Source organism: Acidovorax sp. GW458-11-26-14-TSB4 (genome assembly GCF_059423865.1).
Genome location: NZ_JBWKYR010000014.1, coordinates 113,648 through 137,026 on the forward strand (window position 1 = coordinate 113,648; position 23,379 = coordinate 137,026).

Below are 23,379 nucleotides of genomic sequence, written 5' to 3' on the forward strand. Positions count from 1 at the left end.
GCGCGTCACCAGGCGGCGAAAACGTCTTCTGCAATGCCAAAGGCGGTGCTGGCGCCGGTGCCGCTGGTGACCAGCACCACGCGGGTGGCGTCGTCGGGGGCGTCGATCAGGCAGTCGGTGCTGGCCGACGAGGGGTAGGTGCCGACCCAGCGCGCGGTGACGGTGGCTTCGCGCAGCTTCAGGGTTTCGCGCAGGTGGCGCAGGATGAGCGCGTCCACGCGTTCGCTGGCAAAGGGCTCGGGCGCGGCGCCGTAGTGGTGCGAATCGCCCACCACCAGCGAACCATCCGCGCTTTGCACCACGATGAGGTGGATGCCGTGGTCCAGCGATTCGCCCTCTTCGCGGCGCATCTGTTCCAGCAGCGACGCGGCCTCGGGCAGGCGGCTGTAGCCGTGGTAGCGCACCAGGCTCAGGTCGGCCATCACGGAGCCGGGCAGTTGAAAGCCCGGTTCGGGCGTCACGCGCAACATCTGCAGCTGGCACAGGCGCAGATCGTGCGGTGCCAGGCGCTCGGCGAACAGGCCATGCAGCTCGGTGTTGGTACACACGGCCACGCGTTCGGCATGCAGCACGGCGCGCGACGTGCGCACGCGCGGTGTGGCCACCTCCAGCACGGCTTCGCCAAAGCGGAACTGCACGCCATGGGCTTCGGCCAGCCAGCGCGCCAGCAGGCCGATGGCGGTGCGCGATTCCACGCGCATCTCGTGCGGGCTGTAGAGCACAGACTGGGCGCCATCGAGCTGCAGCGCGGGCGCGCGGCGTGCGGCTTCGGCCGTGTCCAGCAGCTCGCAGCCCTCGGCCATCTCCGTGCGCATGAAGGCTTCGAGCACGGAGTGCGCCAGCGGGCGGAAGGCGCTCAGGTACAGGCCGTGGTGCACGGCGGCTATGCCGGCCTGCGGAGCGACAGTGCCCCACACCTCGCGCGCACGCTTGGCGCGGCGCCAGGTGTCGCCCGCGCCCTGGCCGGTGACGGTGATGAAGCCGAAGTTGCGGATCGATGCGCCCACGCAGGCGGCATCGCGCTCCACCACGCAGACCTTGAGGCCGCGCTGTGCCGCGGTGTAGGCATGGGCCAGGCCGACGATGCCGGCGCCGACCACGATGAGGTCGAAATGGGGTTCAGAAGGGTTGCTTGTCGTCATGTTGTCTCGGTGGCAAGAAAATTGCGCGCCAGCCGCAGCACGGGCCAGGCGCGTGCCTGGGCCTCGGCCAGCAGGCGCGGGTCCGGGTCCACCACCACGGGGTGGCCCACGGCCTGCAACAGGGGCAGGTCGTTGATGGAATCGCTGTAGAAGCTGGCGCTGGCCAGCGCGGCATCGGCATCGTCGTGGCGCGCGACCAGCCACTCACGCAGGCGGATCACCTTGCCTTCGCGCATGTTCAGCGTGCCCTCCGTCCAGCCGGCGAACCGGCCATCGGGCAGCAGCGCGAGTTCGGTGGCGATAAGGTGCACAAAGCCGAGCGCCTGGGCGCTGGGTTCGGCCAGGATGCGGCTCGATGCGGTGCTCAGCACCAGCACATCGCCCGCATCGCGGTGGCGCTGCACCAGGGCGTGCGCGGCCTCGGGGATGCGCGGGGCGATCACATGGCGGAACCACCCGTCCAGCAGCGGCTGCCATTGCTGCGGCGTGCGGCCCGCGAACAGCGCGGCGTAGAAGCTGCAGAACTCATGGGGCGCCACGGTGCCGGCGTGGTAGCGCCGGTCCATGTCGGCATTGCGCTCGGCCATGGCGGCATCGAGCAGGCCCTGCTCGCGCAACCAGGCCAGCCACAGCACCTCGCTGTCGCCGGTGAGCAGGGTGTTGTCGAGGTCGAAGATGGCAAGGCGGTGTGTCATCGTCATCTTGCCGGAGCGCGCCAGGCCTGCGTGCGCTTGTCGACGAGCTTGCCCAGGCCCAGGTACGCCAGCGTGACCACGGCCGAGGTGGCGGCGATGAGCACCGCCATGGCGGCGGCAGGGCCGGTGTCGCCGGCTTCGTCGAGGTTGAGGATGGCCAGCGAGGCCAGGCGCGTGTCGGGCGAGTACAGGAACACCACGGCCGAGATGGTGGTCATGGCGTTGATGAAGAAGTAGCGCGACACATCGAGCAGCACGGGCAGGCAGATCGGCAGGGTCACACGCCAGAAGGTCTTGTACTGCGGTACCTTGAGCGAGGCCGAGACGGCTTCGAACTCCGCGTCGATGGCCTTGAGCGCGGTGACCATGGTGATATGGCCCGTGGTGTAGAAGTGCACCACGGTGCACAGCACCATGAGCGGCAGGGTCTGGTACAGCGCATTGAGCGGGTTGCCCGGCGCGTTGAAGAAGAAGATGTACCCGAGGCCCAGCACCAGGCCCGGCACGGCCATGGGCAGCGTGGCCAGCAGGCGCACCACGGGGCGCAGCGCGTCCATGCCACGCGTCTTCTCCAGCAGGTAGGCCCCCACGAAGACCACCACGGTGCCCACCACGGCGGTGCCGGCGGCGAGTTGGAGGCTGTTGAACAGCGCGGTGGACACGCCCGCATCCACCAGGCCGGCGACATAGTGGTTGAGGCTGGGCGCCAGGTTGTAGGGCCAGAACTTGGCGAAGGAGGCGAACACCGCCATGCCGAACATGGCCAGCACCAGCGCCGCGATGGCCAGGCAGTACAGCAGCATCAGTGTGTCGAAGCCGCGCCGGCGCCGGGGCACCAGGGCCACGGCACGTGCGGTGAGCGTGGCGGTCTGCTTGCGCTGCACCAGCGCATCAACGCCAAAGGTCAGCACCGCGGGCAGCAGCAGCAACAGGGCCACCACGGCACCGCGCTGAAAATCCTGTTGGCCGATGACGAGCTTGAACACGTCGGTGGCCAGCACGTTGAAATTGCCACCCACCACCTTGGGGATGCCGAAGTCGGTGATGACCAGGGTGAAACAGACCAGCGCGGCCGAGATAAGCCCGTACTTGGCGCCTGGCAGCGTGATGGTGAAGAACTTGCGCACCACGCCCGTGCCCATGGCGTCGGCGGCCTCGTACAGCCGCGCATCGGCCAGCGACAGCGCCGTGACCAGGATCATCAGCACATGCGGAAAGGTGGCGAAGCACTGCGCCAGCACAATGCCCGAGGCGCCGTAGATGCCGGTGAAGCCCAAGCCCTGCCAGAAGTCTTTGGCAATGCCCTGGTTGCCGAACCAGTAGATCATGGAGATGGCCGACAGCAGCGAGGGCGCCAGCAGCGGCAGCAGCATGGTGGTGCGCAGCAGGCCTTTACCCGGCATGCAGCTGCGCGTGAGCGCGTAGGCAAAGGTAAAGGCCAGCGGCACCACGATGGCCGTGACCAGCAGCGATACCCAGACGCTGTTCCACAGGCTGCCCAGCAGTGCGGGCGAAGCCAGGTAGGCGGTGAATGCCGAGAGGCCGGCGTTGGCCCCATTGCCCTGCAGCGACTGCGACAGAATGGCCACCAGCGGCGCCAGCAGGCCCAGGCAGAGCAGCAACACCACGGCCAAGAGGCCCGCGTGGGCGATGCGGTCGCTCCAGTGCAGGCGCTGGCGCAGCGGGGGCGCGGCCACAGGCAGAACCATGGCGTTCATGCGCCCTCCCCTGCGCCCTGGGCCGCGAACACGCGCAGCCGGTCCATGCGCAGCGCAAAGCGCAGTGTCGCGCCTTCGCGCACGCCGAACTCGTCCATCTGGTTGAGCGAGTACTGCAGCTGCAGCGGCTGGCCGGGCAGGCCATCGACATCGACTTCGGCCAGGCAGTTGCCGCCCAGGAACTCGATGCGCAGCACGCGGCCCATGCACAGGCCCGGGGTTTCGTCGGCCAGCGCGCCGACCACGCGGTCCTCGGGCCTGAGGAACAGCTCCACCGGCCGGCCGGCCCGGAAATCGGCGCCAGCGCCAGGCGCGCACTGCAGGCGCTTGTTGCCGCAGCGAAACCAGTGGTCGCCTTCGGCCACGGCCTGCAGCCGGTTGACCTTGCCGATGAACTGCGCCACGAAGGGCGAGGCCGGCTCACGGTAGACCTGCGCGGGCGTGCCCACCTGCTCGATCACGCCGTGGTTCATGACCACGATGCGGTCGGCCACGGACAGGGCCTCCTCCTGGTCGTGCGTGACCATCACCGTGGTCACGCCCAGCTCGCGCTGCAGCGCGCGGATCTCGTTGCGCAGGCGCACGCGCACGATGGCGTCAAGCGCCGAGAGCGGCTCGTCCAGCAGCAGCAGGCCGGGCGATGTGGCCAGTGCCCGCGCCAGCGCCACGCGCTGCTGCTGGCCGCCGGACATCTGCGCCGGGTACTTGGTGCCGCTGCCGGGCAGGCCCACCAGCGCCAGCAGCTCATCCACGCGCGCAGCGATCTGCGCGCGCGGATGGCGCCGGTTGACCAGACCGTAGGCGACGTTGTCGGCAATGCTGAGGTTGGGGAACAGCGCGTAGGACTGGAACACGATGCCGTAGTCGCGCTGCGCGGGCGGCAGCACGGAGATGTCGCGCCCGGCCTGCAGGATGCGGCCGGCGGTCTGCGTCTCCAGCCCGGCGATGGTGCGCAGCAGCGTGGTCTTGCCGCAGCCCGAGGGGCCCAGGAAGCACACGAACTCGCCGCGCGCAATCGCCAGGTCGATGCTCTGCAGTGCGGTGAAGCCGCCATAGCGCTTGTGCACGCCCTGCAGTTCCAGGTAGGTGCCGCTGTCAGGGGTGGTGGTGGTGTGCATGGTCGCCTTTGCCGGCAGCGGCTCGCCGCCGCGGCCCTCCATGGCCTCTCGGGGGGCAAACATCACTTCTTCGCTTCGCTCTTGGTGTCGTAGCGGCGCGTCCATTCGGCCAGCACGCGCTCGCGGCTGGTGGCCGACTGCTCGAAGTCCATCTTGATCAGGCGCGCCTCGTAGTCGGCCGGGATGTGGGCCAGCTTGGGCGCCACGCCGGGCTGCGCGGTGATGGCGAAGTTCTTGCCGTACAGGACCATGGCGTCCTTGGACGAGGCCCAGTCGGCCAGCTTCTTGGCGGCGTCGAGCTTCTTGGTGCCCTTGTAGACGGCAAAGCCCTCCAGGTCCCAGCCCAGGCCTTCCTTGGGGAACACCAGTTCGATCGGCGCGCCCTTGGCCTTGTTGGTGTAGCCGCGGTACTCGAACGAGATGCCGGCCACGAACTCGCCGGCCGCCGCCATGTTGCAGGGCTTGGAGCCCGAGTGCGTGTACTGGGCGATGTTTTCGTGCAGCGCGTCCATGTACTTCCAGCCGCCGCCCTTGCCGTTGTCGTCGCCCCACAGCTGCAGCCAGGCGGCCACGTCGAAATAGCCGGTGCCCGACGAAGCCGGGTTGGGCATCACTACCTGGCCTTTGAACTCGGGCTTGAGCAGGTCCTTCCAGGTGGTGGGCAAGGCAATGTTCTTCTTCTTGGCCTCGACGGTGTTGAAGCACACCACGGCGCCGAACACGTCCATGCCCCACCAGGCGGGCACCTTCTTCTTGTCGCGGTACTGGGGCATCAGCGCGTCGAGGTTCAGCGGCGCATAGGGCTCGAGCATGCCGCTCTTGTCGAACAGGGCCAGGCTGGAGGCGGCCACGCCCCAGATCGCGTCGGCCTGGGGGTTGGCCTTTTCGGCGAGCAGCTTGGCGGTGATGACGCCGGTGGAGTCGCGCACCCACTTGATAGAGATGTCGGGGTGCACCTTGTTGAAGGCCTCCTGGTAGGCCTTGAGCTGGTCCGTCTCGAGCGCGGTGTAGACCACGAGTTCGGTCTTTTGCGCATGGGCGGCAGCGGCAACAACCAGCCCGAGGGCTGCGGCGATGAGGTGTTTTGCAATTTGCATGGAAGAACTCCGGGTCAGAAAAACGGCGAATATGCCGACGCGACAAGTCATCTTCATGACACATTGCTGATGCAAAATGCAGGCCAACCCGGTTGATTGTCTATTGCATATCGCAGATTGTAGACAATCTGCACTCTGCAACGTACCATTGCATCCCATGGCGACACCCTCCTCCAGCACCCGCACCACCATCGCACAGCTTCAGGGCAATTCGCTGCCCAAGCTGGTGCAAAACGAGATCGAACGCATGATTCTGGACGGCGCCCTGCTGCCTGGCGCCAAGCTCACCGAGGCCACGCTGGCCGACCAGTTGGGCGTATCGCGCGGGCCGGTGCGCGAGGCGTTTCGCCTGCTCGAAGAGGCGGGCCTGGTACGCACCGAGAAGAACCGGGGCGTGTTCGTGCGCGCCGTGCCGATCGAGGAGGCGCTGGAGATCTTCGAGGTGCGTGCCGTGATGGACCTGTACGTGGGCCGCAAGCTCGCGCAGACGGCCACCGCCACCGAGGTGCGCGAGCTGCGCCAGTTGGTCGATGCCATGGATCAGGCCGTCAAGGGCGGCAACGCGCAGGACTACCACCGCTTCAACCTGCAATTCCACGACCGGCTGCTGGAGCTGGCGGGCAATGCCAAGCTGGTGGCCACCTACCGCAAGCTGGTCAACGAGCTCTCGCTGTTCCGCCGCCAGAACCTCACCGAGGAATCCATGGCCGTGTACTCGCGCGAGCACAAGGCCATCGTCAAGGCCATTGCCGCGGGCGATGCCGAGGCCGCCGGCCAGGCCATGCACGACCATGTGATGAACAGCCGCGAGCGCACACGCCTGAACTACGAGGCCCGGCACGGCAATCCGCAGTTGGCTGCAGCCGCCGCCACCCCAGGTACCCGGCGCACCGTCGCGGCCTGACCCCATACGAGGAGCACGCCATGGCACTGACACTGGACGATATCGGCAAACTGTTCGCCCGCAAGGGCGGTGCGCAGTACAGCGGCGAGCCGGTCACGCAGCTCGAGCATGCACTGCAGTGCGCGCACCTGGCCGAGCAGTCCGGTGCCGACGACGAGCTGGTCACCGCCGCGCTGCTGCACGACCTGGGCCACCTGCTCAATGAGCAGGGCGAGTCGCCCACGCTGCGCGGCATCGACGACCTGCACCAGTTCTACGCCCTGCCCTTTCTGCGCGGCCTGTTTTCGGACCGGGTGCTGGACGCGATCCGCTGGCACGTGGATGCCAAGCGCTACCTGTGCGCCGTGCAGCCGCACTACCTGGCGGCGTTGTCCGAGGACTCCCGGCGCAGCCTGCAGTTGCAGGGCGGCGTGTTCACGCCCGAGCAGGCGCAGGAGTTCCTGAGCAGCCCCCACGCCCATGAGGCGGTGCGCGTGCGCCTGTGGGACGACCTGGCCAAGCAGACCGACTTCACCACCCCGCCCATGGCCCACTACCTGGCACGCGCACGCCGCTGCATGCTGGAAGGCACCCCCGCGTGACGCTGGCCGCGCCCGTGGTGGCGGCCGTGCTGTTCGGCGCGCTGCTGCACGCCAGCTGGAATGCGCTCATCAAGTCGGCCGCAGACAAGGAGCTCGACACCGCGCTGATCCACAGCCTGGGGGTCTTCATCGCCGCACCGCTGCTGCTGGCCACGGGGCTGCCGGCGGCCGCGGCGTGGCCGTACATCGCCGCCTCCAGCGTGATCCACATCGGCTACTACCTGGCGCTGGCGGGTGCCTACCGCCATGGCGACCTGGGCCTCACTTACCCCGTGATGCGCGGCTGCGCACCGCTGATGGTGGCGCTGGGCAGCCACCAGTTGCTGGGCGAATCGCTGTCGCTGCTGGCCTGGGCCGGCGTGGCGGGCATCTGCGCGGGCGTGCTGCTGCTGGGACTGTCGCGCGCCAGCGCGGCGCCGCAAGGGCAGCGCGGCCGGGCGCTGCGCTTTGCGCTGGTGAATGCACTCATCATCGCGGCCTACACCGTGATCGACGGCCTGGGCGTGCGCGCCGCAGGCGACGCGGGCGCCTATGTGGCGGCGCTGTTCCTGTTCGATGGCATTCCCTACCTGCTGGTGGTGCTGTACCAGCGCGGGCCGCGGGGGCGCCGCGCCGCACTGGCCTACATGGCCGGGCGCTGGCGCATTGCCAGCCTGGGCACGGTGGCCTCTTTGGGCAGCTATGCCATCGCCCTGTGGGCCATGACGCGCGCACCCGTGGCCGTGGTGGCAGCGCTGCGCGAGACCTCGGTACTGTTCGCCGCACTGCTGGGCACGCTGTGGCTGCGCGAGCCGTTTGGCGCGGGCAAGGCCATGGGGGTGTGCACCATCGTCGCCGGCATCATGGCGCTGCGGTTCGGCTAGCCAGGAGCAAGGACCCCACGGCCAGCAACGCCACCCACGACAGGTGCTTGCCCCGTGTGAAGTACAGGGGAAACACGGCGGACACCAGCGCGGTGACGCCGATGGCCAGCAACAGGTCATCCCGTGACAACGGTCCGTTGCCCAGCGACAGCACCACATAGGCCAGGCCCCACCACACCACCGTGAGCAGGTGCCACACGAAGCGCAGCGTGCCTGCGGTGAAGGCGGTGCTGCCCAGCAGCCGGGGTAGAACCTCCTCGCGCCTGAACAGGCGCATGAGCAGGTAGCGCTCGCCCAGCACGGAATGGGCAAGCCCGGTCAACCAGATCACGGCGGCGGCAGTTACAAGCATGGCGGACATCTCGATCTCGCAGGAAGCGCGGTGGATCATAGTTGCTTACGAAATCAGCCTCTGGCTTGAACCAAAGCGACATGCCACGCGCACATAATGCCGGCTAAGAGATGGATTGCATACCGTCGCGACCATTGCAACTAGGAGGAACGAGACCATGACCCAACACCCGACCCGCATGCGGCGCAAGGCCTGGCTGCTGTGCGTGCCGCTGATGCTTGCCCAGACGCACCCGGCGGTGCAGGCACAGCAGCCACCGGACCAGATCGTGGAGCTGCGCTCCAATGGCGGCTACACCTCGGCCCGCCTGGCGGACGACGTGACCCAGGTGGACCTGGCCGAGCAGGTGCAGGGCGCCTGCCGCTTCAACCGCAGCTGGGGCTATGACCTCACCAACCGCGAGCTGTGGACCAACGATGGCTGCGGCGGGCGTTTTCGCATCACGCGCAGCTATGCGCAGGGCGGCGGCAACAACAACAGCTCCAACAACGCGGGCGCCGCCGTGGCGGCCGTGGCCGCGATTGCCGGCATTGCGCTGCTGGCCAACCAGCACAACCGCGACGACGACCGCAGGCCCGGCTACCCGGACTATGGCAACGGCGGCGGTGGTGGCCGGGGCGGCGAGATCCGCGTGGACGGCCGCCTGTGCCTGGACGTGAGCAAGGGCAACTTCCGCCCCGGCAATGCGCTTCAGGTGTATGAATGCAACGGCACGGATTCGCAGCGCTTTCGCGTGGGCCGCGGCGGCGAGATCCGCGTGCGCGATTTCTGCCTGGACGTGGAGCGCGGCGACCCGCGCGACGGCGCCCGCGTGGTGCTGTGGTCCTGCTCGGGCTCGCGCAGCCAGCAATGGACGACGCGCGGCGGCCAGATCGTGAGCCAGCTCAATGGCAAGTGCCTGGACGTGGTGGACGGCCGCTTGCGGCCGGGCAACCCGACCATGGTGTACCAGTGCAACCGCAGCCCCAGCCAGCGCTGGTGGTTCTAAGGCAGGAGGACCGAACATGCAGAAGAACAGCACCCTGGCGAACCGAGCCATCCCCCTGCTCTGCGCCGCCGCCTGCGGCCTTGCGCTGGCGATGCCCGCCACCGCGCAGACGACCGCCAGCACGCCGGGCGCCGCCCCGCCTGCCAAGCCCGCCCCCGGTGCCCAGCAGCAACGCCCGGCCGGCAAGCGCTCGCTTGACGAGCGGCTGCAGGCCATCTGCGCCGCCGCCGACCGGGACCACGACGGCAATGTCTCGCTCGACGAGTTCCACCAGGACATCGTGCAGAGCTGGCACAGCCTGGGCCCGGACGCCAGCGGCCACGTGGTGCTGGCCGAACTGGCCCAGGTGCCCGGCATGGGCAAGGGCCGCACCAGGCGCCTGGCCGCTGCCGACAAGGACGGCGACGGCAAGCTGTCGTTCAAGGAGGTCGTGGAAACCCGCATGGCCTACTTCGAGGCGGCCGATGCGGACAGCAACGACCTGCTGTCGGTGCCGGAGTGCGTGGCTTACGAGAAGCAGCGGCGCAAGAGCAAGCAGTAGACAGCCAAGGCCGCAGCGCCAGTGAACGGCGGGGCCTCAGGGTCCCGTTGTTGCTTGTGCTGGGTAGTCTTCACAAAAACCCCTGGGCGACCAGCAGCCCCGTGAGCGTGGCCGGGCCGGACAGCAGCGAGCATGCGGCAAACAGCATCGGGCGAACCGGCACCGGACGCCAGAACACCAACGCATACAAGCCACCCACCGCCATCGGCGTACCGCCGAGCACCGCCAGACGCCCTTCGATGGAGCTGACCCACGGGCCGGCGGTGAACATCCACACCAGCCCGACGGCGCACAGCACCAGCGCCAAAAACACTTTGAAAACGCGGTGGCCTTGTTCCGCAGTCCGTTTTTCTGCAGCTTGCGCCGCCTGCCCCTCCCATGCCAGGCCCGCTCCGAACGACAGGAGAACAAGCACCAGGCCCATGCCGCCGCTGAACCAGTCTATCTGGCTGGCAAGCAGGATGGCCCCGGCGATACCCAGTGCAATGGACACAAGCACGCGCGGGGCGCTGAGCATGTCGAGCAGGAGGTCAGACAGTTCGCTCATGGTGCGATCAACAGAGATACGGCAGGAATAGATGTCACAACGAACCAGTCTGCGGATTTGAGAATGGCTGCACTAGATTTCTCCGGCTTCACCCGGCAGCCTCACCTCGCTAAAGCGCATGTAGTGCAAGTTCCCTTGCGCTTCGAGTTGACCTGCCTCCACCAGCACGATCACACGCTGGGCGTAGTAGCCAACAGCTACGTCAGGCAGTTCCTTGGAAAGCGCCATCCAGGCTGTGCCGACAATGCGCGCGGACTTGCGCCACCACCCGGCGGCGCAGTCGGCCAGCAACTGCTCGTCTATGCGCTGTATCTGCTCTGGCGTCAGCAGGTCAACGACCTGCTGCTCCTGCGCATCGAGCAATGTGTCCGGCTCGTCTTCCGGGGGCTCGGTGGTATCGAGTTCAGGGTACTCCCGAACCAGCGGCGCACGCAGAGAAGAGAGTATCTTGACAATGACTCCCCCGTAGCTGTGCAAAGCAGTGCGCCGCTCTTTTTCGTCGGGCAGATCCAATATCAACGGCTCTGCTTCTGACAGCACCTCCAGCGCGCGCTCGTAGATTGCGTAAAGCGCTGCTGCATCTTCCTGTTTCATGTACTAGCCCAATTGAAGTGTGTGGCCCTACTCACGCTTGCCCCGCACCAGCGTGACCGCATTACCAGCACTGTGCCAGAACGCTTCATCCCGCACCGGCACGCCCCAGGCCTGCAGATAGTCCAGCACCGCCTCGCGCTGCAGCCGGTCGCGCACCCGCCGGGCGGTGTAGGCATGGACCGCTTCAAAAGGGAGTGGCGCCCCCTCCTGGTAGAAGTCCCGGCGCGGCGAGTCCTGCATCGCGCGCACGGCGCGCTGCATGCGGTTGCCGGCATAGGTGATGAACTCGTTGATGGGCTCCTCGGCCGCCTGCGTGGTGCTGCGCACGGCCACGCCATCGTGGCCAAAGCGCTTGCAAGCGTACTCGAGCACGAAATAATCACCCGAACCGACGCTGGGCATGACGGCCGTGAGCCCCGGGCTGCAGGCAGGCGACCACAGCAGCAGCGGCAAGCCGCCAGGAGCCCTGCCATAGGGCTGCGCAGGAAATGCCAGCGCCGTTACCTCGGCCCGCGACGCCACCAGGGGTGGCAGGCTGGCGAACTGATCGATCAGCTCAGCCAGCGGCGCGCGCACCACGGACAGGTTGAAGAACGGGCGCTCGAGGACGTGGGTCATGGAGGGGCGGCGTGCGCGGCTGGCGCAAGGCCCGCGCGCGCCGCACCATGGCACCAGCAAGCGCCGCCGATCACCGCGCTGCAGTCTGCTTCCACCAGTTGGGCGTGGCGGCCAGCACTTCGCCGCCCGCCTGGAGGCGGTTGGCCAGCTCCAGCGCGGCGCTGCCGGGGGCCGTGGCGATGAGGTACCAGTTGTCGGTGGTGCCCAGGCGCTCGGCCACCGTGAGTCCCTTGGCCTGGGCCCAGGCACGCACCTGGGCGTCGCTCCAGTCGGGGTTGAACTTCACGACCACGCCACCGGGCAGGGCCATGAGCCGCCCTGCGGGGGATGTGCCTTCGCGGTAGACGGGAGAGACGTGCGTGTCGGCCGACCGGGCCATGGGCGCGGATGCGGGCTGCAACTGCACCAGGGGCGCGGGGCTGCTGCTGCCACTTGCTGCGATGCTGCGGGCTTGCGCGCCGCCGGCCTCGGGGATGGGGGTGATGATGGCGACCTGGCTGGTGTCCAGGGTGATGGTGCGCTGGGTGTTGCCATCGAAGTAGTGGACGGTGGTGGCGGCCAGGGCGCCCGTGGCGATGGCGCTGGCGGCCAGCGCCGCTGCGGCAAGGCGCAAGGGAGAGATGATGGTGATGCGCTTCATGGTGTGAGGCCTCGGCAGGTATGCGGTGGAATGGGGTGGCGTGCGGGCAGGTGTGCGGCGCTGTTGTTGTTGTTCAGCACATCAGTAGCCATAGGCCTTGATGCTCCAGGCCGAGACGCTGCCGGTCTCGCCCGTGCGGCCATCGCGCACGGACAGGGTCCAGTTGCCGTCGGCGGCCTCGCCCATCAGGCGCACAATGCCGAAGGTGAAGCCCGTTTCCAGCGCAGTGCCGCAGGTGACGGCGCCGCCCGCGGTGTCCTTGCAGTCATGCACCACCGACACGGTGCTGCGTGTGCCCGCGGGGCTGGTGAGCGTGATCTCCAGGTCGCCCACGTTGGTGTGGTTGGAGGTGATGGACAGGTCCACGAACTCCAGCTTGCCGATGCCGCTGCCCTGCAGCGTGAGGCTGCTGGTGGCTGCGGCGCCGTTGTCGGCAATGGCCAGCGGGCTGCCCAGCGTGGCGGCCTGGGTGGCGGTCTTCTGCGCGGGCAGCGGGGCCCAGCCGGCAGCGGCACGCACGGCGGCCAGCGCGTCGATGGCGCCGTAACCATACTCGTGGTTCACGTGCAGGCCGCCGCCGTTGGTCACCCAGCCGGCGTTGGCGGGGTCGGTCTTGCGCGCGGTGCGGGCGAAGATGGCGCGCACGTCGCGCCAGGTGAGTGCGGGGTTGGTCTCCAGCAGCAGCGCGGCCACACCGGCCGCCTGGGGTGTGGCGGCCGAGGTGCCGTTCATGCAGCGCGTGTAATTGGGGCTGCCGGTGATGTCCTCGGGCTTGTTGCCGTCGTTGTAGCCGGGCGCACCCGACACGTCGGTGGTGGTGGTGGTCTGCGTGCCGCAGAACTCCCCGCCATAGGCCGTGACCAGCACGTTGGACCCGGGCTCGGAGTAGGAGGAGCGCTGGCCCTGGTCGTTGAGCGCACCGATGGCCAGCACGCCCTGGAAGTTGGCCTGGCCGTCGTAGTCCGAGCGGTCCTCGGGCGCGCCGTTGCCGGCCGCCCAGGTGTAGATGGCGCCCTTGCCGCCGCGGCCGGTGGTGATGCCGGTGCGGATGGCGTCGCGCCACAGCTCGTCGGCCGGCGCCAGCAGGCCGTTGCTGTCGGCCGCGCCGTAGCTGTTGGTGTAGATGTGGTTGCTGGCCAGGTCCCTGGTCACGGCATCGGCGCCAAAGGCGCCGGTGGTGGCCGACAGCAGGTTGTAGCCCACCAGGCGGGCGTTGAAGGCCACGCCCGTCACGCCCAGGTTGTTGTTGCCGATGGCCGCAGCCAGGCCACCGCAGCTGGTGCCGTGCGAGCTGGTGGAGGACGAGGGGTCGCCATAGGCATTGGTGCGGTAGTCCCAGCTCTTGCCGGCCACCACGCGCAGGTCTTCGTGGAAGATATCGAGGCCGTCGTCGACCACCGCGATCTGCACGCCCGTGCCCGTGGCCAGCTGCCAGGCCTTGCCCACGTTGAGGTCCTCGCCAGCCAGGGCGGCGGGGCCGCCGGCGCCGCTCTGGCCGGTATTGCGCAGGTGCCACTGGCGGCTGAACAGGGGGTCGTTGGGTACCAGGGCTGCCAGCGGCGCGGCGCCCGCCACGCTGACCAGGCCGCCCAGGGTCACCACCACGTCGTAGAAGGTCTGGCCGCCCACCGTGAGCGATGCGATGGTGATCTGCCCGTTGAAGGGGTTGAAGCTGTCGTAGGTGCGGTTGGGCCCCGTGGCGCTGAAGCCCACCACACCGGCGATGTTGATGACGACATTCTCGTAGCGGTTGTCCCCCACCACCAGGCTGCCGATGCGCAGCTCGGTGGGGCGGTCTGGCGACCAGGTGGTGGCCGCCCCGGCGAGGCCGCAGGCAGCGGCCCACAAGGCACAGGCGAGCGCCAGGCGCGCAGGCCTGGGAATGGATCGTGAACGCATGGAAACACCCCTTTTTTGGATTTTGGACTCATGGCGGCGGCGCCCGAATTGCGTTGGCCGCAGCGCGATTATCAAAACCGCCCCCGCTTTGCGCCAGCGAAATATGGCTGAGCGGTCATCCGCCCCACGGCATGGGGCCCCGCGCGGCATGCCTTGCATGCGCACATCTTCAAGTCAATAATATTGACATGATAAATACCGAAGCCAGCCAGCCTGCGACCCACACCGCCTCCGGCCCCACCGGCCTGCAGATCCTGTAAGCCATGCAGGCCGGCCGCATCCCGCCCTCGGGCATTGCCACCACCATGCCGATGCGGCTGACCACGGTGGAGCGCGGCCACCTGCCTGGATGGCGCGGCCGCGCTGGCCCTGCTCTCGGCCTTGGGCCAGGGTGCGCAGTATTCGACCGTGGACCTGAACGTGAAGTACGTGCGGCCCCTGGCCGAGGGCGTGGCCTACACCGCCATAGGCCGGCTGGTGGAGCAGACGCGCAGCCTGGGCATCTGCAGCGCCGAGATCCGCGGGGCGGATGGCAAGCTGCATGCGATAGCCTCGGCCACGCTGATGATTAGATAGCCCCCGATTCGCTGCGCGCCTAGCTTCCTCCTGAATTGGTGCGAAATTCGGGAAAGGAGGAGGGGCGACCAACGCACCCGAAGTAACGAACGGCTAGCTCTTAGCAGGCTGAAGAAATACTCCCCAGATTCCAAGCCCGAGCTGCCTTCCCTCTGACAGTTTCAGTTTCGAAGTAACTGAAACAACGGGAGAGGCCACCTAAAATATATTCTAGAGTTTACGCGTTTCGAAATTAAATTACCAAATAGGATATTGAAGTTTCATATTAGCCTCGTAAATCATCAGATACAGCAGCCGCAAACTCACTAACTATCAAATCCATGAAACGCAAATATGTCAATTTCAAATCATTTTCCACCATAAGAAATTTCTCATCATCAAATCTATTTGCATGAAGGGAGGCTATTTCAAAATTTTGATGAGATACTTGAGAAAGAAAACCATAAATATCTTTGTGATAAAGAATTCCCACTTTCGGAAGTTTTGCCTTTTCTGCAACGGTGGAAGCAATTTTCACCGGATTCCAGACTCGATTGGCTTGGTCTTCCGCAGCTTGAGCAGACAAACCCTCAGAAATTAACTGATTTTTGGTTGACGATTTTTGCTTATCAAGCATCGATCCGTTAAAGACGGCCGCCGCGGCGAGATGCCGATAATTGGACTCTGGCTGCAACCAGTCGAAATAAAAATTTAAATGTATCTCATATAAAACGCGCAAAAGCGAAAGCGCCTGATACCATAGATTTTCACGAATAAGCAAATCAATTGCCATAAGCGTCTCTTTTGCCCTTAGAAGCGCTGAAAAAATCATATGATGATAATGCAGCTGCTCGTCTGCATGCGTGTGAAAGGTACGCAGGCTAGCAATTAGAGAATTGATTTTTTCCAGCATCTTTTCTAGAACATTTACAGATTCAGGCAATTCCCCCGGAAACATTGTAAAGACCTGTTGTGGCATTTCATTGCTAACAACCTTGACCATTCGCTCGTCTATTTGACCTTTTATAATTTTGCACCTTGTTTCAATTGACGAGTAAGGGAGAGGCTCATGACCTGGTGCAAACACCATTGCAGGAACTGCAGAAATTCCAAGCCGTTTGTATGCGATACAGTTGACAACATCATCAGAACAAAGAAATCTCGTTCCGGATTTTTTATTTTTATTTCCATAAAGATGTAGCACGGGTCTTTCACCCTGTCTAATTCCAAGCATTTGCTCAAGAATTATATCCTCCGGTGGCCTATCACATACATGTTCAAAATTCCGAAGAGGATGATAGAAACCCTCAGTTATCATCTCCAAAGGAACTCTGGTCGCATATCCAGCAATCTTTCCACTAATATATTTCACGTAAATATTTTGAAAAATCGGATCCACACCAGCATGCCAGCTTGAGCTGCGAATGTCTTTAGTATTTACTAGAAATGTTTCGTGCGACCTTCTGATTGTTAGTGCATTCAGTTCTTTCTTAGGATTTTTCTGCCTTCTACGCTTCATAAAAATCACTCACTCTATTAAATGAAAATTTGATAAAATTGAAATGTAGTTTTCCGTAAAAAAATTACCAAATAATATTATTGAGCAACGCATTTAAGCTAGCCGCGCCAGCGCGGTCATCACCTCGGTCCACGCCGCCTGCCCGCTGGCGGGCACGCTGCGCATCGCGGCTTCCATCGCCTCGCGTTCATGGCGCGATGCAGTCGCCTCCACCTCGCGGCCGCGCTCGGTGAGCGACAGGCGCTTGGTGCGGTGCTGCACCGGGTCGCGCTGCGCAACGAGGTAGCCCTCGTCCTGCAGGAACTTGAGCGGCCGGTGCAGCGCCTGCTTGCTCACGCCCAGGAGCTCGATGAGCTGCCCGACCGAGATGCCCTCGGCCCGCGCCACCACGTAAAGCAGCCGGTGGTGCACGCGCGAGAGGCCCTGCCCGGCCAGGAATTCATCGGCCTTGACCACCAGCCCGCGGAAGGCGAAGTGCATGAGCAGCAGCGCCCCGTCGAGCGGCTGCAGCGGGCGCATGCCGGCATTGGCGGCGCGCGGCAGGTCGAAGGCGGGCTGGTCGGCGGGCGGGAGGACGGCGTGCGGGTCGGCCGCGGCACTGGGGTTGGACTGGCGGGGCATGCGCGCAGTCTACCGACGGGCCGCAACTGCGGGAATGGCTCAAGGACAGAAGACGTCAGCCCAGCACATCGGCACTGCGGCCCCGCAGCCGCTGGACGATGAAGTACAAGCCATGGGCCGCCATGCAAAGCCAGCACGAGACCATGAGGCGCAGCACGAAAACGGCCTGAAAGCCGCCCCAGCCCGGGAATTCCACGCGCAGATTCATGTCACTCGCCGCCCAGTGCACCAGAGCCTGCGCCAGCGGAAACATGATCAAGGCGGCGATGGCGGTGTGTTTGAGAAAGCTTTTCACTGCATGGCGACGGTGATTGACGGCAATACCGCCCCAGGCGGTACGATGCCCATCCGCCTTCAAACCCAGGAGCACCCCCGCATGAGCCAGCCCACCCCGGCCCCCTCGCAAGCCCCGCCGCCCGTGCTCTACGGCCACCCCTTCTCGTCGTACACGCAGAAGGTGCTGATCGCGCTGTACGAAAACGCCACGCCTTTCGAGTTTCGCGTGCTGGGGCCCGATGCGCCGCAGCATGCGGCCCAGTGGCTGGCCAAGTGGCCGCTGCGCCAGTTTCCGCTGCTGGTGGATGGGGCGCGCGACGTGGTGGAGACCAGCATCATCATCGAATACCTGCAGATCAAGTATCCGGGCCCCGTGCGGCTGATCCCAAGCGACCCGGTGGAGGCCCTGGACGTGCGCTTCATGGACCGCGTTTTCGACCTGCATGTGATGAACGCCATGCAGCTGGCGGTGAACGGCGCGCTCACGGGCGATGCAATCAAGCGCAAGGATGGCATGGCCCTGGCCGTGGAAAAGCTCGACCGCGCCTACGCCTGGCTCGAAGGCCGTCTGGCCGGCCGCACCTGGGCCTGCGGCGAGCATTTCACTTTGGCCGACTGCGCAGCGGCGCCCTCGCTGTTCTATGCGGACTGGACGCACCCGATTCCCGAAACCTGCCCAGTGCTGCGAGCCTACCGTGCGCGGCTGCTGGCGCGCCCTTCGTTCGCGCGTGCGGTGGACGAGGCGCGGTACTTCCGGCCGCATTTTCCGCTGGGCGCGCCGGACCGCGATTGACCCGGCTCTTGCCTGGTGACGCTGCGCAGCAGCAGCCGCACCGACAAGGCCCCTGTCCAATGGGGGCAATGGCTGGCCCACCCTGACAACCGAGCCGCATAGGGGGTTCGGCACAGAGGTGATGGCCGCGATCCAGGCACTAGGCCTGAGCGTCTACCGGCTGCTTGCGGGCCGCGCTCGGAGAACAGGCGTCAGCGCCCCCGCCCCCGCCCCAGCCACAGCGCCATAGGCAGCGCCAGCAACTCGGCCACAAAGCCCACTGGTGCCCAGAAGGTCTGCCAGCCCAGAATGCGGATGTCGCGCAGCCCCAGGGACCGCGCCGTTTCCGCGGGCGCATACACCAGCAGTACCGCTGCCAGGGAAATGCCGAACACCACCAGCAGGCTGGCCGCCCGCCAGGGGCGCAGGCCCATGCGGGCCCCGAAGCGGGCATGCACGGCATACAGCACCAGCAGGCCCAGCGCCAGCGCGGGCGCCAGCAGCCACAGGCCCAGGGCGATGAGTTCGGTGGGGTGGATGATCATGCGGCAGCCCGCACACGGGCTTGCCGCCGGCACACCGAGGGTGCGCAGCGGCTAGAACGCATCCTTGTACATCTCGGTCGCCAGCTCCAGTGCCAGCGCCTTGCCGCCCACGGCGCTGAGCACGTTGACCATGTCCTCCGAAGTGTCGGTGTAGAACCAGTCGATGGTGAAGCGCAGGGAGCGGCCCAGTTGCTGCTCGCCCGCCACCATGGGGGGCTGTCCCAGGGTGCGCAGCTGCATGTTCTCGCCCAGGCGCGACTGCTCGCGCACCCACCACGAGAGGAACTCGGCCGCACGCAGACCGGCCTCGTTGCGCTGGATGCGGAATTCCAGCGACAGCAGCACTTCGTTCGCCAGCGCGCCATTGGAGCGGCGCAGTGCGGCGATCGGCAGGTCGGCATGCGGGCCGTTGGGCAGCGACAGGTCGGCCAGCGCCACGTCGGGCAGGTAGCTGTTGTCCAGCTGTGCCTGGGTCACGCCCGGTATGGCCGTGAGCGCGGCGATCAGGCGTACCACCTCCGCCGGGGCGTCGTGGTCCTGCTCTGCGGGCCCCCCATCGTCGGCGAGGTGCGCGGGTTGCGTGGTTTCCGCGTACCCGCTCAGATCCGCAGGTTGGGTGGTTTCAACAAGGTCGTGGGGGTCGATGGGCTCGGTCATCGCAAAGTCTGCTGGGTAAGGAAAAAGTACACGGGGTATTGTCTGTTGGCCCGGCTGGCGGTGGCGTTGCAGCCTTCAGCCGCCCCACTCCTCGGCCTCGATGCCGAAGGCATCGGCCGCAAAGGCCTGGGCCTCGCCCTGCGTAGCAAACCAGTGGTCGGCGGCGGCCAGGCGGCCATCGAGCGAGGCGTAGGCCAGCAGCACGCCCCGGCCCTCTTCGCCGCTGATCTCGAAGCGCAGGTCCGCATCCTCGGCGCCGGGCGTGCCCTCGTCTGCGCCGGACCAACTGCCATCGGGGTTGACGGAGACCAGCAGGGTGCGGCGGGGAATGGCGGCAAGAATGGGCATGGGCTTCGGTAGTCGATGGGACCGGAGTCTACCTTGCGGCGCCGGCCACCGGCCGCCCCATGCAGCCCCACGCAGCGCCACGCAGCCCGGCCGTGGCTCAGCCGCCCGTGGCCGACGACTCGATGTCCTGCACGATGGCGTCCACATACGGGTCATGCAGGCCGCGTTCGTGCAGCGCCTGTTGCAGCGACAGCACGTAGTCGATGTTGGGCCCGAACGCGCCCTTGGCCACCGCCACCAGGCGGGCGACTGTCTGGGCGCAGGCGTCGTGCTCGTGCTGGGGGTGCTCGGGGTTTGCCACGAAGGTGATGGCCGTGACGCTGCGCCCATCCTCCAATTGCACCGCCTGCCAGCGGGGCAGGTAGCCACCGCCGGTCATCTCACGCGTCCAGAGCATGCGCACCTCGTCCTGCGCTTCGGCATCGGGCAGTTGCAGCGCCACGCCCTGCACGAAGCCGCCCGGCATGAGCGACAGCACCCGCCCCGGCCGCTCGGGGCTGCCCCGGCCCGAAATGGAACGCAGGCAAAAGCTGCGGTGCCAGCCGTGCAGCGTGGCCGTGTGCTGCTCTTCGAACGGCATCAGCGGGTTCCAGATCAGCGAACCGTAGCCAAACACCCAGGTGGGCCCCTGCGGCCGGCTGGCCCAGGTCTCGGCAAAGGAGGCGTCGATGCGCTCGTTGGACCAGGCCGAGCCCTCGGGCATGGCCATGCGGCTGCGCAGCGTGCCATTGCGCAGGTTCTCGCGGGTCAGGATGGTCATCTTTTGTCGACAATGCCCAAAGTGGTGGCCCAAGTTTGCCATGGCAAGCGCATTTGCACGCCAAGCCCCCCGGCGCAACCGGCAACCGGCTGCGCCCCTACGGCCTACGTGAATGGCCAGCAGGAGGACAGCGAGGTACCGCCGCAGCACTTGGCATTGCGCAGGGTGAACAGCGGGCAGGGTTCGTTCAGGGGCTCGCTACCAGGCGCCTGCGGCTCGCTGGCCATCAGGGCCTGCCAGGACGCAGCACAGGCCACCAACCTGCGCCGCAACAGCCTCAAGCCTACCAGCAGGCCACAGCGCTCGATGGCACGCCTCGCAAACTGCGAGCACGATGCATGCCCGGTGCGCGCGCGGTGGGCACAACAAAAGCCCTTGTATGGGGAAACATAGCGCTGGTAGACACCAATGGCCGCCACTGCGGCCAATGCCGCAGGCGTTGGGCGGCTGAACACCAAGGTGCTGCGCATGAAGGCGAACATGCGGCACATGGTAACGCGTCGGCTCGGCCCACCCAGCGACCATACCAACGGATACCTTTCGACTCTCCGGTGCGCAGGTGCCACTGGCGCATGCACAGATAATCACAGGGCTCGTCGGCAGCAGGCAAGCAAACCATGCGGGCTACCCGCACGCCGGCCGACGCTGCCTCCTTCTGTTCTCCCAATACCCGACCCGTTCTTCATGCCCCAGGCCCTACGCAACACCTTCCTCACGCTGCGCGACCTGATCGTCTCGGCCGGCCCGCTGGCGTTTCTGGCTGTGGGCCTGCTGATTGGCGCCTACTGGTGGCTCAACCCCAATCCGCCCAAGACCGTCACGCTGGCCACCGGCCCCGCGCAGAGCGCGTACGAAGAGTTCGGCAAGCGCTACCAGAAGGCGCTGGCGGCCGATGGCATCGAGGTGGTGCTCAAGCCCAGCGCGGGCTCGTCGCACAACCTGCAGTTGCTGCGCGATGGCGAGGCCGACCTGGCCTTTGTGCAGGGTGGCACGGCCGAGCTGCTGCCCGATGACCCGGACAACCTGGCATCGCTGGGCAGCCTGTTCGTCGAGCCGATCTGGCTGTTCTACCGCGCCGAATCGGCCCTGCGCGTGAACGCTGCGGGCCGGCTGGACAGCCTGCGCCAGCTGCGCGGCCTGCGCGTGAACGTGGGCTCCGAAGGCAGCGGCGTACCGCGCCTGATGGAGCAACTGCTCGAGGCCAACCGCGTGGAGCCCAAACAGGTGCGCCTGTCGCAACTGGAGCAGACGCCCGCCACGGCGGCGTTTCTGGACGGCAAGCTCGACGCCCTGGTGTTCGCATCGGCCCCCGAATCGCTGATGGTGCAGATGCTGCTGCAGACCCCCGGCGTGCACCTGATGGACTTTGCCCAGCACGAAGCGTACGCGCGGCGCTTTCCGTACCTGACGCCCGTGACCCTGCCGCGCGGCGTGGTGGACCTGGCCAGCAACATCCCGCCGCTGGACGCGCGCCTGGTGGCCACCACCACCTCGCTGCTGGCGCGCGATGGCACCCACCCTGCCCTGCTCACGCTGTTTGCACAGAACGCGCAAAAGCTGCACGGCGGCGCCAGCTGGTTCAACCGCGCGCGCGAGTTCCCCAGCACCCGGCACAGCGAGCTGCCCATTGCCAAGGAGGGCGAACGCGCCATCAACGAGCCCGTGCCCATGATGCAGCGCTATCTGCCGTTCTGGATCGCGAACCTCATCGACCGCATGTGGCTGGTGATGGGTTTGCTGATCGCCGTGCTGCTGCCCCTGTCGCGCATCGTGCCGCCGCTGTACCAATTCCGCGTGCGCTCGCGCGTGTTCCGCTGGTATGGGCGCCTGCGCGAGATCGAGGACCGGCTGGAGACCACCCACCCCGCCGGCCATGCCGACACGATGCTCAAGGACCTGGATGCGCTGGAGGCGCAGGTCGAGAAGATCAGTGTGCCGCTGTCGTATGCGGACGAGCTGTATGCGCTGCGCAACCATATCCAGATGGTGCGCAGGAAGTTGATGCGGGTGCAGGCGGGGGACGCCCCAGCGCCAGAACCTGCCGCGCTGGCCCCCGACAAAGCACCGTCCGCCAGTTGATGGGGATTGGCTGCCTCACTCCCTCTGACACTGCGTCAACGGGCCAGGCCAGCCGGCCGGGAGCGGGCAGTCATTCCGGCACGCCCATGACGTTGTCGATGCCGTTGCTGCGCAGCCAGACCGGGTCGGTCTTCCAGAGGTGCTCACGGCCTTCATAGGCCTCGTCTTCGCGCAGTTCCGCACCGCTGCCTTCGCGCCAGTTCAGGTGGCCCAGGTGCATGAACCAAGTCTGCACACGCGGGGCCTGCACTCGGCCCTGCACGCAGGCATAGCTGCGGCCCTCGTAGTCGGCCCTGTCCGGGTCGTCATGGCTGGCCGTGGCCAGCACAGCGCGCGAAGCAACCAGGTCGCCCGTGATCCAGGCCAGGTCGCCCTGCCAGAACTCGAACGCGCCGCAGCGCACGCTGCCGAACACGAACAGCGCCTGGCAGCCGTGTGTGTCGATGCGCGGCGCCTGCAGGTCGCCGTTGACGACCACGGTGCAGGCACGCTCCAGCAGCTCCTCCAGGGGCGTGGCGGTGCCGTCCATGTGGCCGCGCCGCTTGGCGCCAGCGGCCATGGCGTCGAAGGGCTCGTCCAGGCGGGTGTCGCCATCGAACACCAGGGCCATCAGCGGGCCGTCCGCATGGGGCGAACCGAAGGGGTGGACCATGGTGTCCTCCATGTCGTCGAAGCTGCCGTCGCGGTGGAACAGCGCCGCGAGGCCAAACTCGGCGATGGCTGCGCTCAAGGAGATGAGGCGGTGGTGTGCAGGGATCATGGGGGCAACTGGCAAAACAACTGATCCGGTGGATTGGGTTGCAGCGCCGATCGTCGCTGGCTTGGATCATGCATGTGTTGTAGCGCACCCCCTGGGCGGGCAGTGCCTCCAGCGGGAACCTCTCAAAACCCACCCACTCAATCTTGAGTCCCCCGCCACAGTCCGAGCCACCGCATGATCACGCCCCGCA

The 23,379-nt window shown here is 66.4% G+C and carries 28 protein-coding genes; 8 read left to right on the forward strand and 20 right to left on the reverse strand.

Annotation, left to right across the window (positions count from 1 at the left end; all coding sequences use genetic code 11):
• Positions 1-5: 5 nt before the first annotated feature.
• Genes AC07X5_RS23840 through AC07X5_RS23860 form a run of 5 tightly spaced genes read right to left on the reverse strand, consistent with a single transcriptional unit; the run spans position 6 to position 5,770 of the window.
• Positions 6-1,142: a TIGR03364 family FAD-dependent oxidoreductase gene (locus AC07X5_RS23840; RefSeq protein ID WP_494772127.1), complete on the reverse strand. Its 1,137-nt coding sequence runs from the start codon at positions 1,140-1,142 to the stop codon at positions 6-8.
• Positions 1,139-1,837, reverse strand: a complete 699-nt coding sequence (locus AC07X5_RS23845) for an HAD family hydrolase (RefSeq protein WP_494772128.1) — start codon at positions 1,835-1,837, stop codon at positions 1,139-1,141. Before AC07X5_RS23845 ends, AC07X5_RS23840 begins: the two co-directional genes overlap by 4 nt.
• Before the next feature lie 2 nt (positions 1,838-1,839).
• The gene (locus AC07X5_RS23850) at positions 1,840-3,555 is read right to left on the reverse strand and encodes a putative 2-aminoethylphosphonate ABC transporter permease subunit (RefSeq protein ID WP_494772129.1); all 1,716 of its coding nucleotides are present in this window, start codon (positions 3,553-3,555) and stop codon (positions 1,840-1,842) included.
• A complete protein-coding gene (locus tag AC07X5_RS23855; protein WP_494772130.1) occupies positions 3,552-4,736 on the reverse strand; it encodes a putative 2-aminoethylphosphonate ABC transporter ATP-binding protein in 1,185 nt (394 codons plus the stop codon). Before AC07X5_RS23855 ends, AC07X5_RS23850 begins: the two co-directional genes overlap by 4 nt.
• Complete coding sequence (locus tag AC07X5_RS23860) at positions 4,736-5,770, reverse strand: putative 2-aminoethylphosphonate ABC transporter substrate-binding protein (RefSeq protein ID WP_409957520.1); 1,035 nt, start codon at positions 5,768-5,770, stop codon at positions 4,736-4,738. Before AC07X5_RS23860 ends, AC07X5_RS23855 begins: the two co-directional genes overlap by 1 nt.
• Positions 5,771-5,927: 157 nt before the next feature.
• On the opposite strand from AC07X5_RS23860, the gene AC07X5_RS23865 reads away from it, so the two are divergent.
• Genes AC07X5_RS23865 through AC07X5_RS23875 form a run of 3 tightly spaced genes read left to right on the forward strand, consistent with a single transcriptional unit; the run spans position 5,928 to position 8,118 of the window.
• Positions 5,928-6,674 carry a phosphonate utilization associated transcriptional regulator gene (locus AC07X5_RS23865; protein ID WP_494772131.1) on the forward strand — a complete coding sequence of 249 codons (747 nt, stop codon included), beginning with the start codon at positions 5,928-5,930 and terminating at the stop codon, positions 6,672-6,674.
• 20 nt (positions 6,675-6,694) lie between these two features.
• On the forward strand, positions 6,695-7,255 hold the full coding sequence (locus AC07X5_RS23870; RefSeq protein ID WP_494772132.1) for a phosphonate degradation HD-domain oxygenase: 561 nt from the start codon (positions 6,695-6,697) through the stop codon (positions 7,253-7,255).
• Positions 7,252-8,118: an EamA family transporter gene (locus AC07X5_RS23875; RefSeq protein WP_494772133.1), complete on the forward strand. Its 867-nt coding sequence runs from the start codon at positions 7,252-7,254 to the stop codon at positions 8,116-8,118. The genes AC07X5_RS23870 and AC07X5_RS23875 overlap by 4 nt, the downstream gene beginning before the upstream one ends.
• Here the strand turns inward: AC07X5_RS23875 and AC07X5_RS23880 are convergent.
• On the reverse strand, positions 8,096-8,470 hold the full coding sequence (locus AC07X5_RS23880; protein WP_494772134.1) for a hypothetical protein: 375 nt from the start codon (positions 8,468-8,470) through the stop codon (positions 8,096-8,098). The genes AC07X5_RS23875 and AC07X5_RS23880 overlap by 23 nt on opposite strands.
• Before the next feature lie 157 nt (positions 8,471-8,627).
• On the opposite strand from AC07X5_RS23880, the gene AC07X5_RS23885 reads away from it, so the two are divergent.
• Both AC07X5_RS23885 and AC07X5_RS23890 read left to right on the forward strand, forming a co-directional pair.
• Entirely contained in the window at positions 8,628-9,458 is an 831-nt protein-coding gene (locus AC07X5_RS23885) for a lectin (protein WP_409957525.1), read from the forward strand.
• A gap of 16 nt (positions 9,459-9,474) precedes the next feature.
• Positions 9,475-9,999 carry an EF-hand domain-containing protein gene (locus tag AC07X5_RS23890; RefSeq protein WP_494772135.1) on the forward strand — a complete coding sequence of 175 codons (525 nt, stop codon included), beginning with the start codon at positions 9,475-9,477 and terminating at the stop codon, positions 9,997-9,999.
• A gap of 70 nt (positions 10,000-10,069) precedes the next feature.
• Here the strand turns inward: AC07X5_RS23890 and AC07X5_RS23895 are convergent, their stop codons facing one another.
• The 5 genes from AC07X5_RS23895 to AC07X5_RS23915 form a co-directional block, all read right to left on the reverse strand.
• Positions 10,070-10,546: a hypothetical protein gene (locus AC07X5_RS23895; protein ID WP_494772136.1), complete on the reverse strand. Its 477-nt coding sequence runs from the start codon at positions 10,544-10,546 to the stop codon at positions 10,070-10,072.
• Positions 10,547-10,618: 72 nt separating this feature from the next.
• Positions 10,619-11,140, reverse strand: a complete 522-nt coding sequence (locus AC07X5_RS23900; protein ID WP_494772137.1) for a DUF3658 domain-containing protein — start codon at positions 11,138-11,140, stop codon at positions 10,619-10,621.
• 27 nt (positions 11,141-11,167) lie between these two features.
• Complete coding sequence (locus AC07X5_RS23905) at positions 11,168-11,758, reverse strand: hypothetical protein (protein WP_494772138.1); 591 nt, start codon at positions 11,756-11,758, stop codon at positions 11,168-11,170.
• Positions 11,759-11,828: 70 nt separating this feature from the next.
• Positions 11,829-12,398: a S8 family serine peptidase gene (locus AC07X5_RS23910; RefSeq protein WP_494772139.1), complete on the reverse strand. Its 570-nt coding sequence runs from the start codon at positions 12,396-12,398 to the stop codon at positions 11,829-11,831.
• Between the two features lie 81 nt (positions 12,399-12,479).
• On the reverse strand, positions 12,480-14,297 hold the full coding sequence (locus AC07X5_RS23915) for a S8 family serine peptidase (RefSeq protein WP_494772140.1): 1,818 nt from the start codon (positions 14,295-14,297) through the stop codon (positions 12,480-12,482).
• 381 nt (positions 14,298-14,678) lie between these two features.
• Between AC07X5_RS23915 and AC07X5_RS23920 the strand changes: the two genes are divergently transcribed.
• Positions 14,679-14,873, forward strand: a complete 195-nt coding sequence (locus AC07X5_RS23920) for a PaaI family thioesterase (protein WP_494772141.1) — start codon at positions 14,679-14,681, stop codon at positions 14,871-14,873.
• A 265-nt stretch (positions 14,874-15,138) separates the two neighbouring features.
• On the opposite strand, the gene AC07X5_RS23925 is transcribed toward AC07X5_RS23920, so the two are convergent.
• The 3 genes from AC07X5_RS23925 to AC07X5_RS23935 all read right to left on the reverse strand — a co-directional run bounded on the left by AC07X5_RS23925 (position 15,139) and on the right by AC07X5_RS23935 (position 17,362).
• Positions 15,139-16,371 (reverse strand): DUF5677 domain-containing protein, encoded by a 1,233-nt coding sequence (locus tag AC07X5_RS23925; RefSeq protein ID WP_494772156.1) that lies wholly within the window; start codon positions 16,369-16,371, stop codon positions 15,139-15,141.
• 93 nt (positions 16,372-16,464) lie between these two features.
• Positions 16,465-16,992, reverse strand: a complete 528-nt coding sequence (locus AC07X5_RS23930; protein ID WP_494772142.1) for a MarR family winged helix-turn-helix transcriptional regulator — start codon at positions 16,990-16,992, stop codon at positions 16,465-16,467.
• Positions 16,993-17,047: 55 nt separating this feature from the next.
• On the reverse strand, positions 17,048-17,362 hold the full coding sequence (locus AC07X5_RS23935) for a hypothetical protein (RefSeq protein WP_494772143.1): 315 nt from the start codon (positions 17,360-17,362) through the stop codon (positions 17,048-17,050).
• A 6-nt stretch (positions 17,363-17,368) separates the two neighbouring features.
• Here AC07X5_RS23935 and AC07X5_RS23940 point away from each other — a divergent pair, with 6 nt between their 5' ends.
• A complete protein-coding gene (locus AC07X5_RS23940) occupies positions 17,369-18,061 on the forward strand; it encodes a glutathione S-transferase family protein (protein ID WP_494772144.1) in 693 nt (230 codons plus the stop codon).
• Positions 18,062-18,252: 191 nt separating this feature from the next.
• Here the strand turns inward: AC07X5_RS23940 and AC07X5_RS23945 are convergent, their stop codons facing one another.
• The 5 genes from AC07X5_RS23945 to yidD all read right to left on the reverse strand — a co-directional run bounded on the left by AC07X5_RS23945 (position 18,253) and on the right by yidD (position 20,820).
• Positions 18,253-18,585, reverse strand: a complete 333-nt coding sequence (locus AC07X5_RS23945; protein ID WP_494772145.1) for a hypothetical protein — start codon at positions 18,583-18,585, stop codon at positions 18,253-18,255.
• A 51-nt stretch (positions 18,586-18,636) separates the two neighbouring features.
• Entirely contained in the window at positions 18,637-19,242 is a 606-nt protein-coding gene (locus tag AC07X5_RS23950) for a hypothetical protein (RefSeq protein WP_494772146.1), read from the reverse strand.
• Positions 19,243-19,317: 75 nt separating this feature from the next.
• The gene (locus tag AC07X5_RS23955; protein WP_494772147.1) at positions 19,318-19,590 is read right to left on the reverse strand and encodes a hypothetical protein; all 273 of its coding nucleotides are present in this window, start codon (positions 19,588-19,590) and stop codon (positions 19,318-19,320) included.
• A 97-nt stretch (positions 19,591-19,687) separates the two neighbouring features.
• Positions 19,688-20,350 carry a gamma-glutamylcyclotransferase gene (locus tag AC07X5_RS23960; RefSeq protein WP_494772148.1) on the reverse strand — a complete coding sequence of 221 codons (663 nt, stop codon included), beginning with the start codon at positions 20,348-20,350 and terminating at the stop codon, positions 19,688-19,690.
• 104 nt (positions 20,351-20,454) lie between these two features.
• Complete coding sequence (yidD, locus tag AC07X5_RS23965; RefSeq protein WP_494772149.1) at positions 20,455-20,820, reverse strand: membrane protein insertion efficiency factor YidD; 366 nt, start codon at positions 20,818-20,820, stop codon at positions 20,455-20,457.
• 214 nt (positions 20,821-21,034) lie between these two features.
• On the opposite strand from yidD, the gene AC07X5_RS23970 reads away from it, so the two are divergent.
• A complete protein-coding gene (locus AC07X5_RS23970) occupies positions 21,035-22,429 on the forward strand; it encodes a TAXI family TRAP transporter solute-binding subunit (protein WP_494772150.1) in 1,395 nt (464 codons plus the stop codon).
• A 70-nt stretch (positions 22,430-22,499) separates the two neighbouring features.
• On the opposite strand, the gene AC07X5_RS23975 is transcribed toward AC07X5_RS23970, so the two are convergent.
• Positions 22,500-23,159 carry a hypothetical protein gene (locus AC07X5_RS23975; RefSeq protein WP_494772151.1) on the reverse strand — a complete coding sequence of 220 codons (660 nt, stop codon included), beginning with the start codon at positions 23,157-23,159 and terminating at the stop codon, positions 22,500-22,502.
• Between the last annotated feature and the right edge of the window lie 220 nt (positions 23,160-23,379).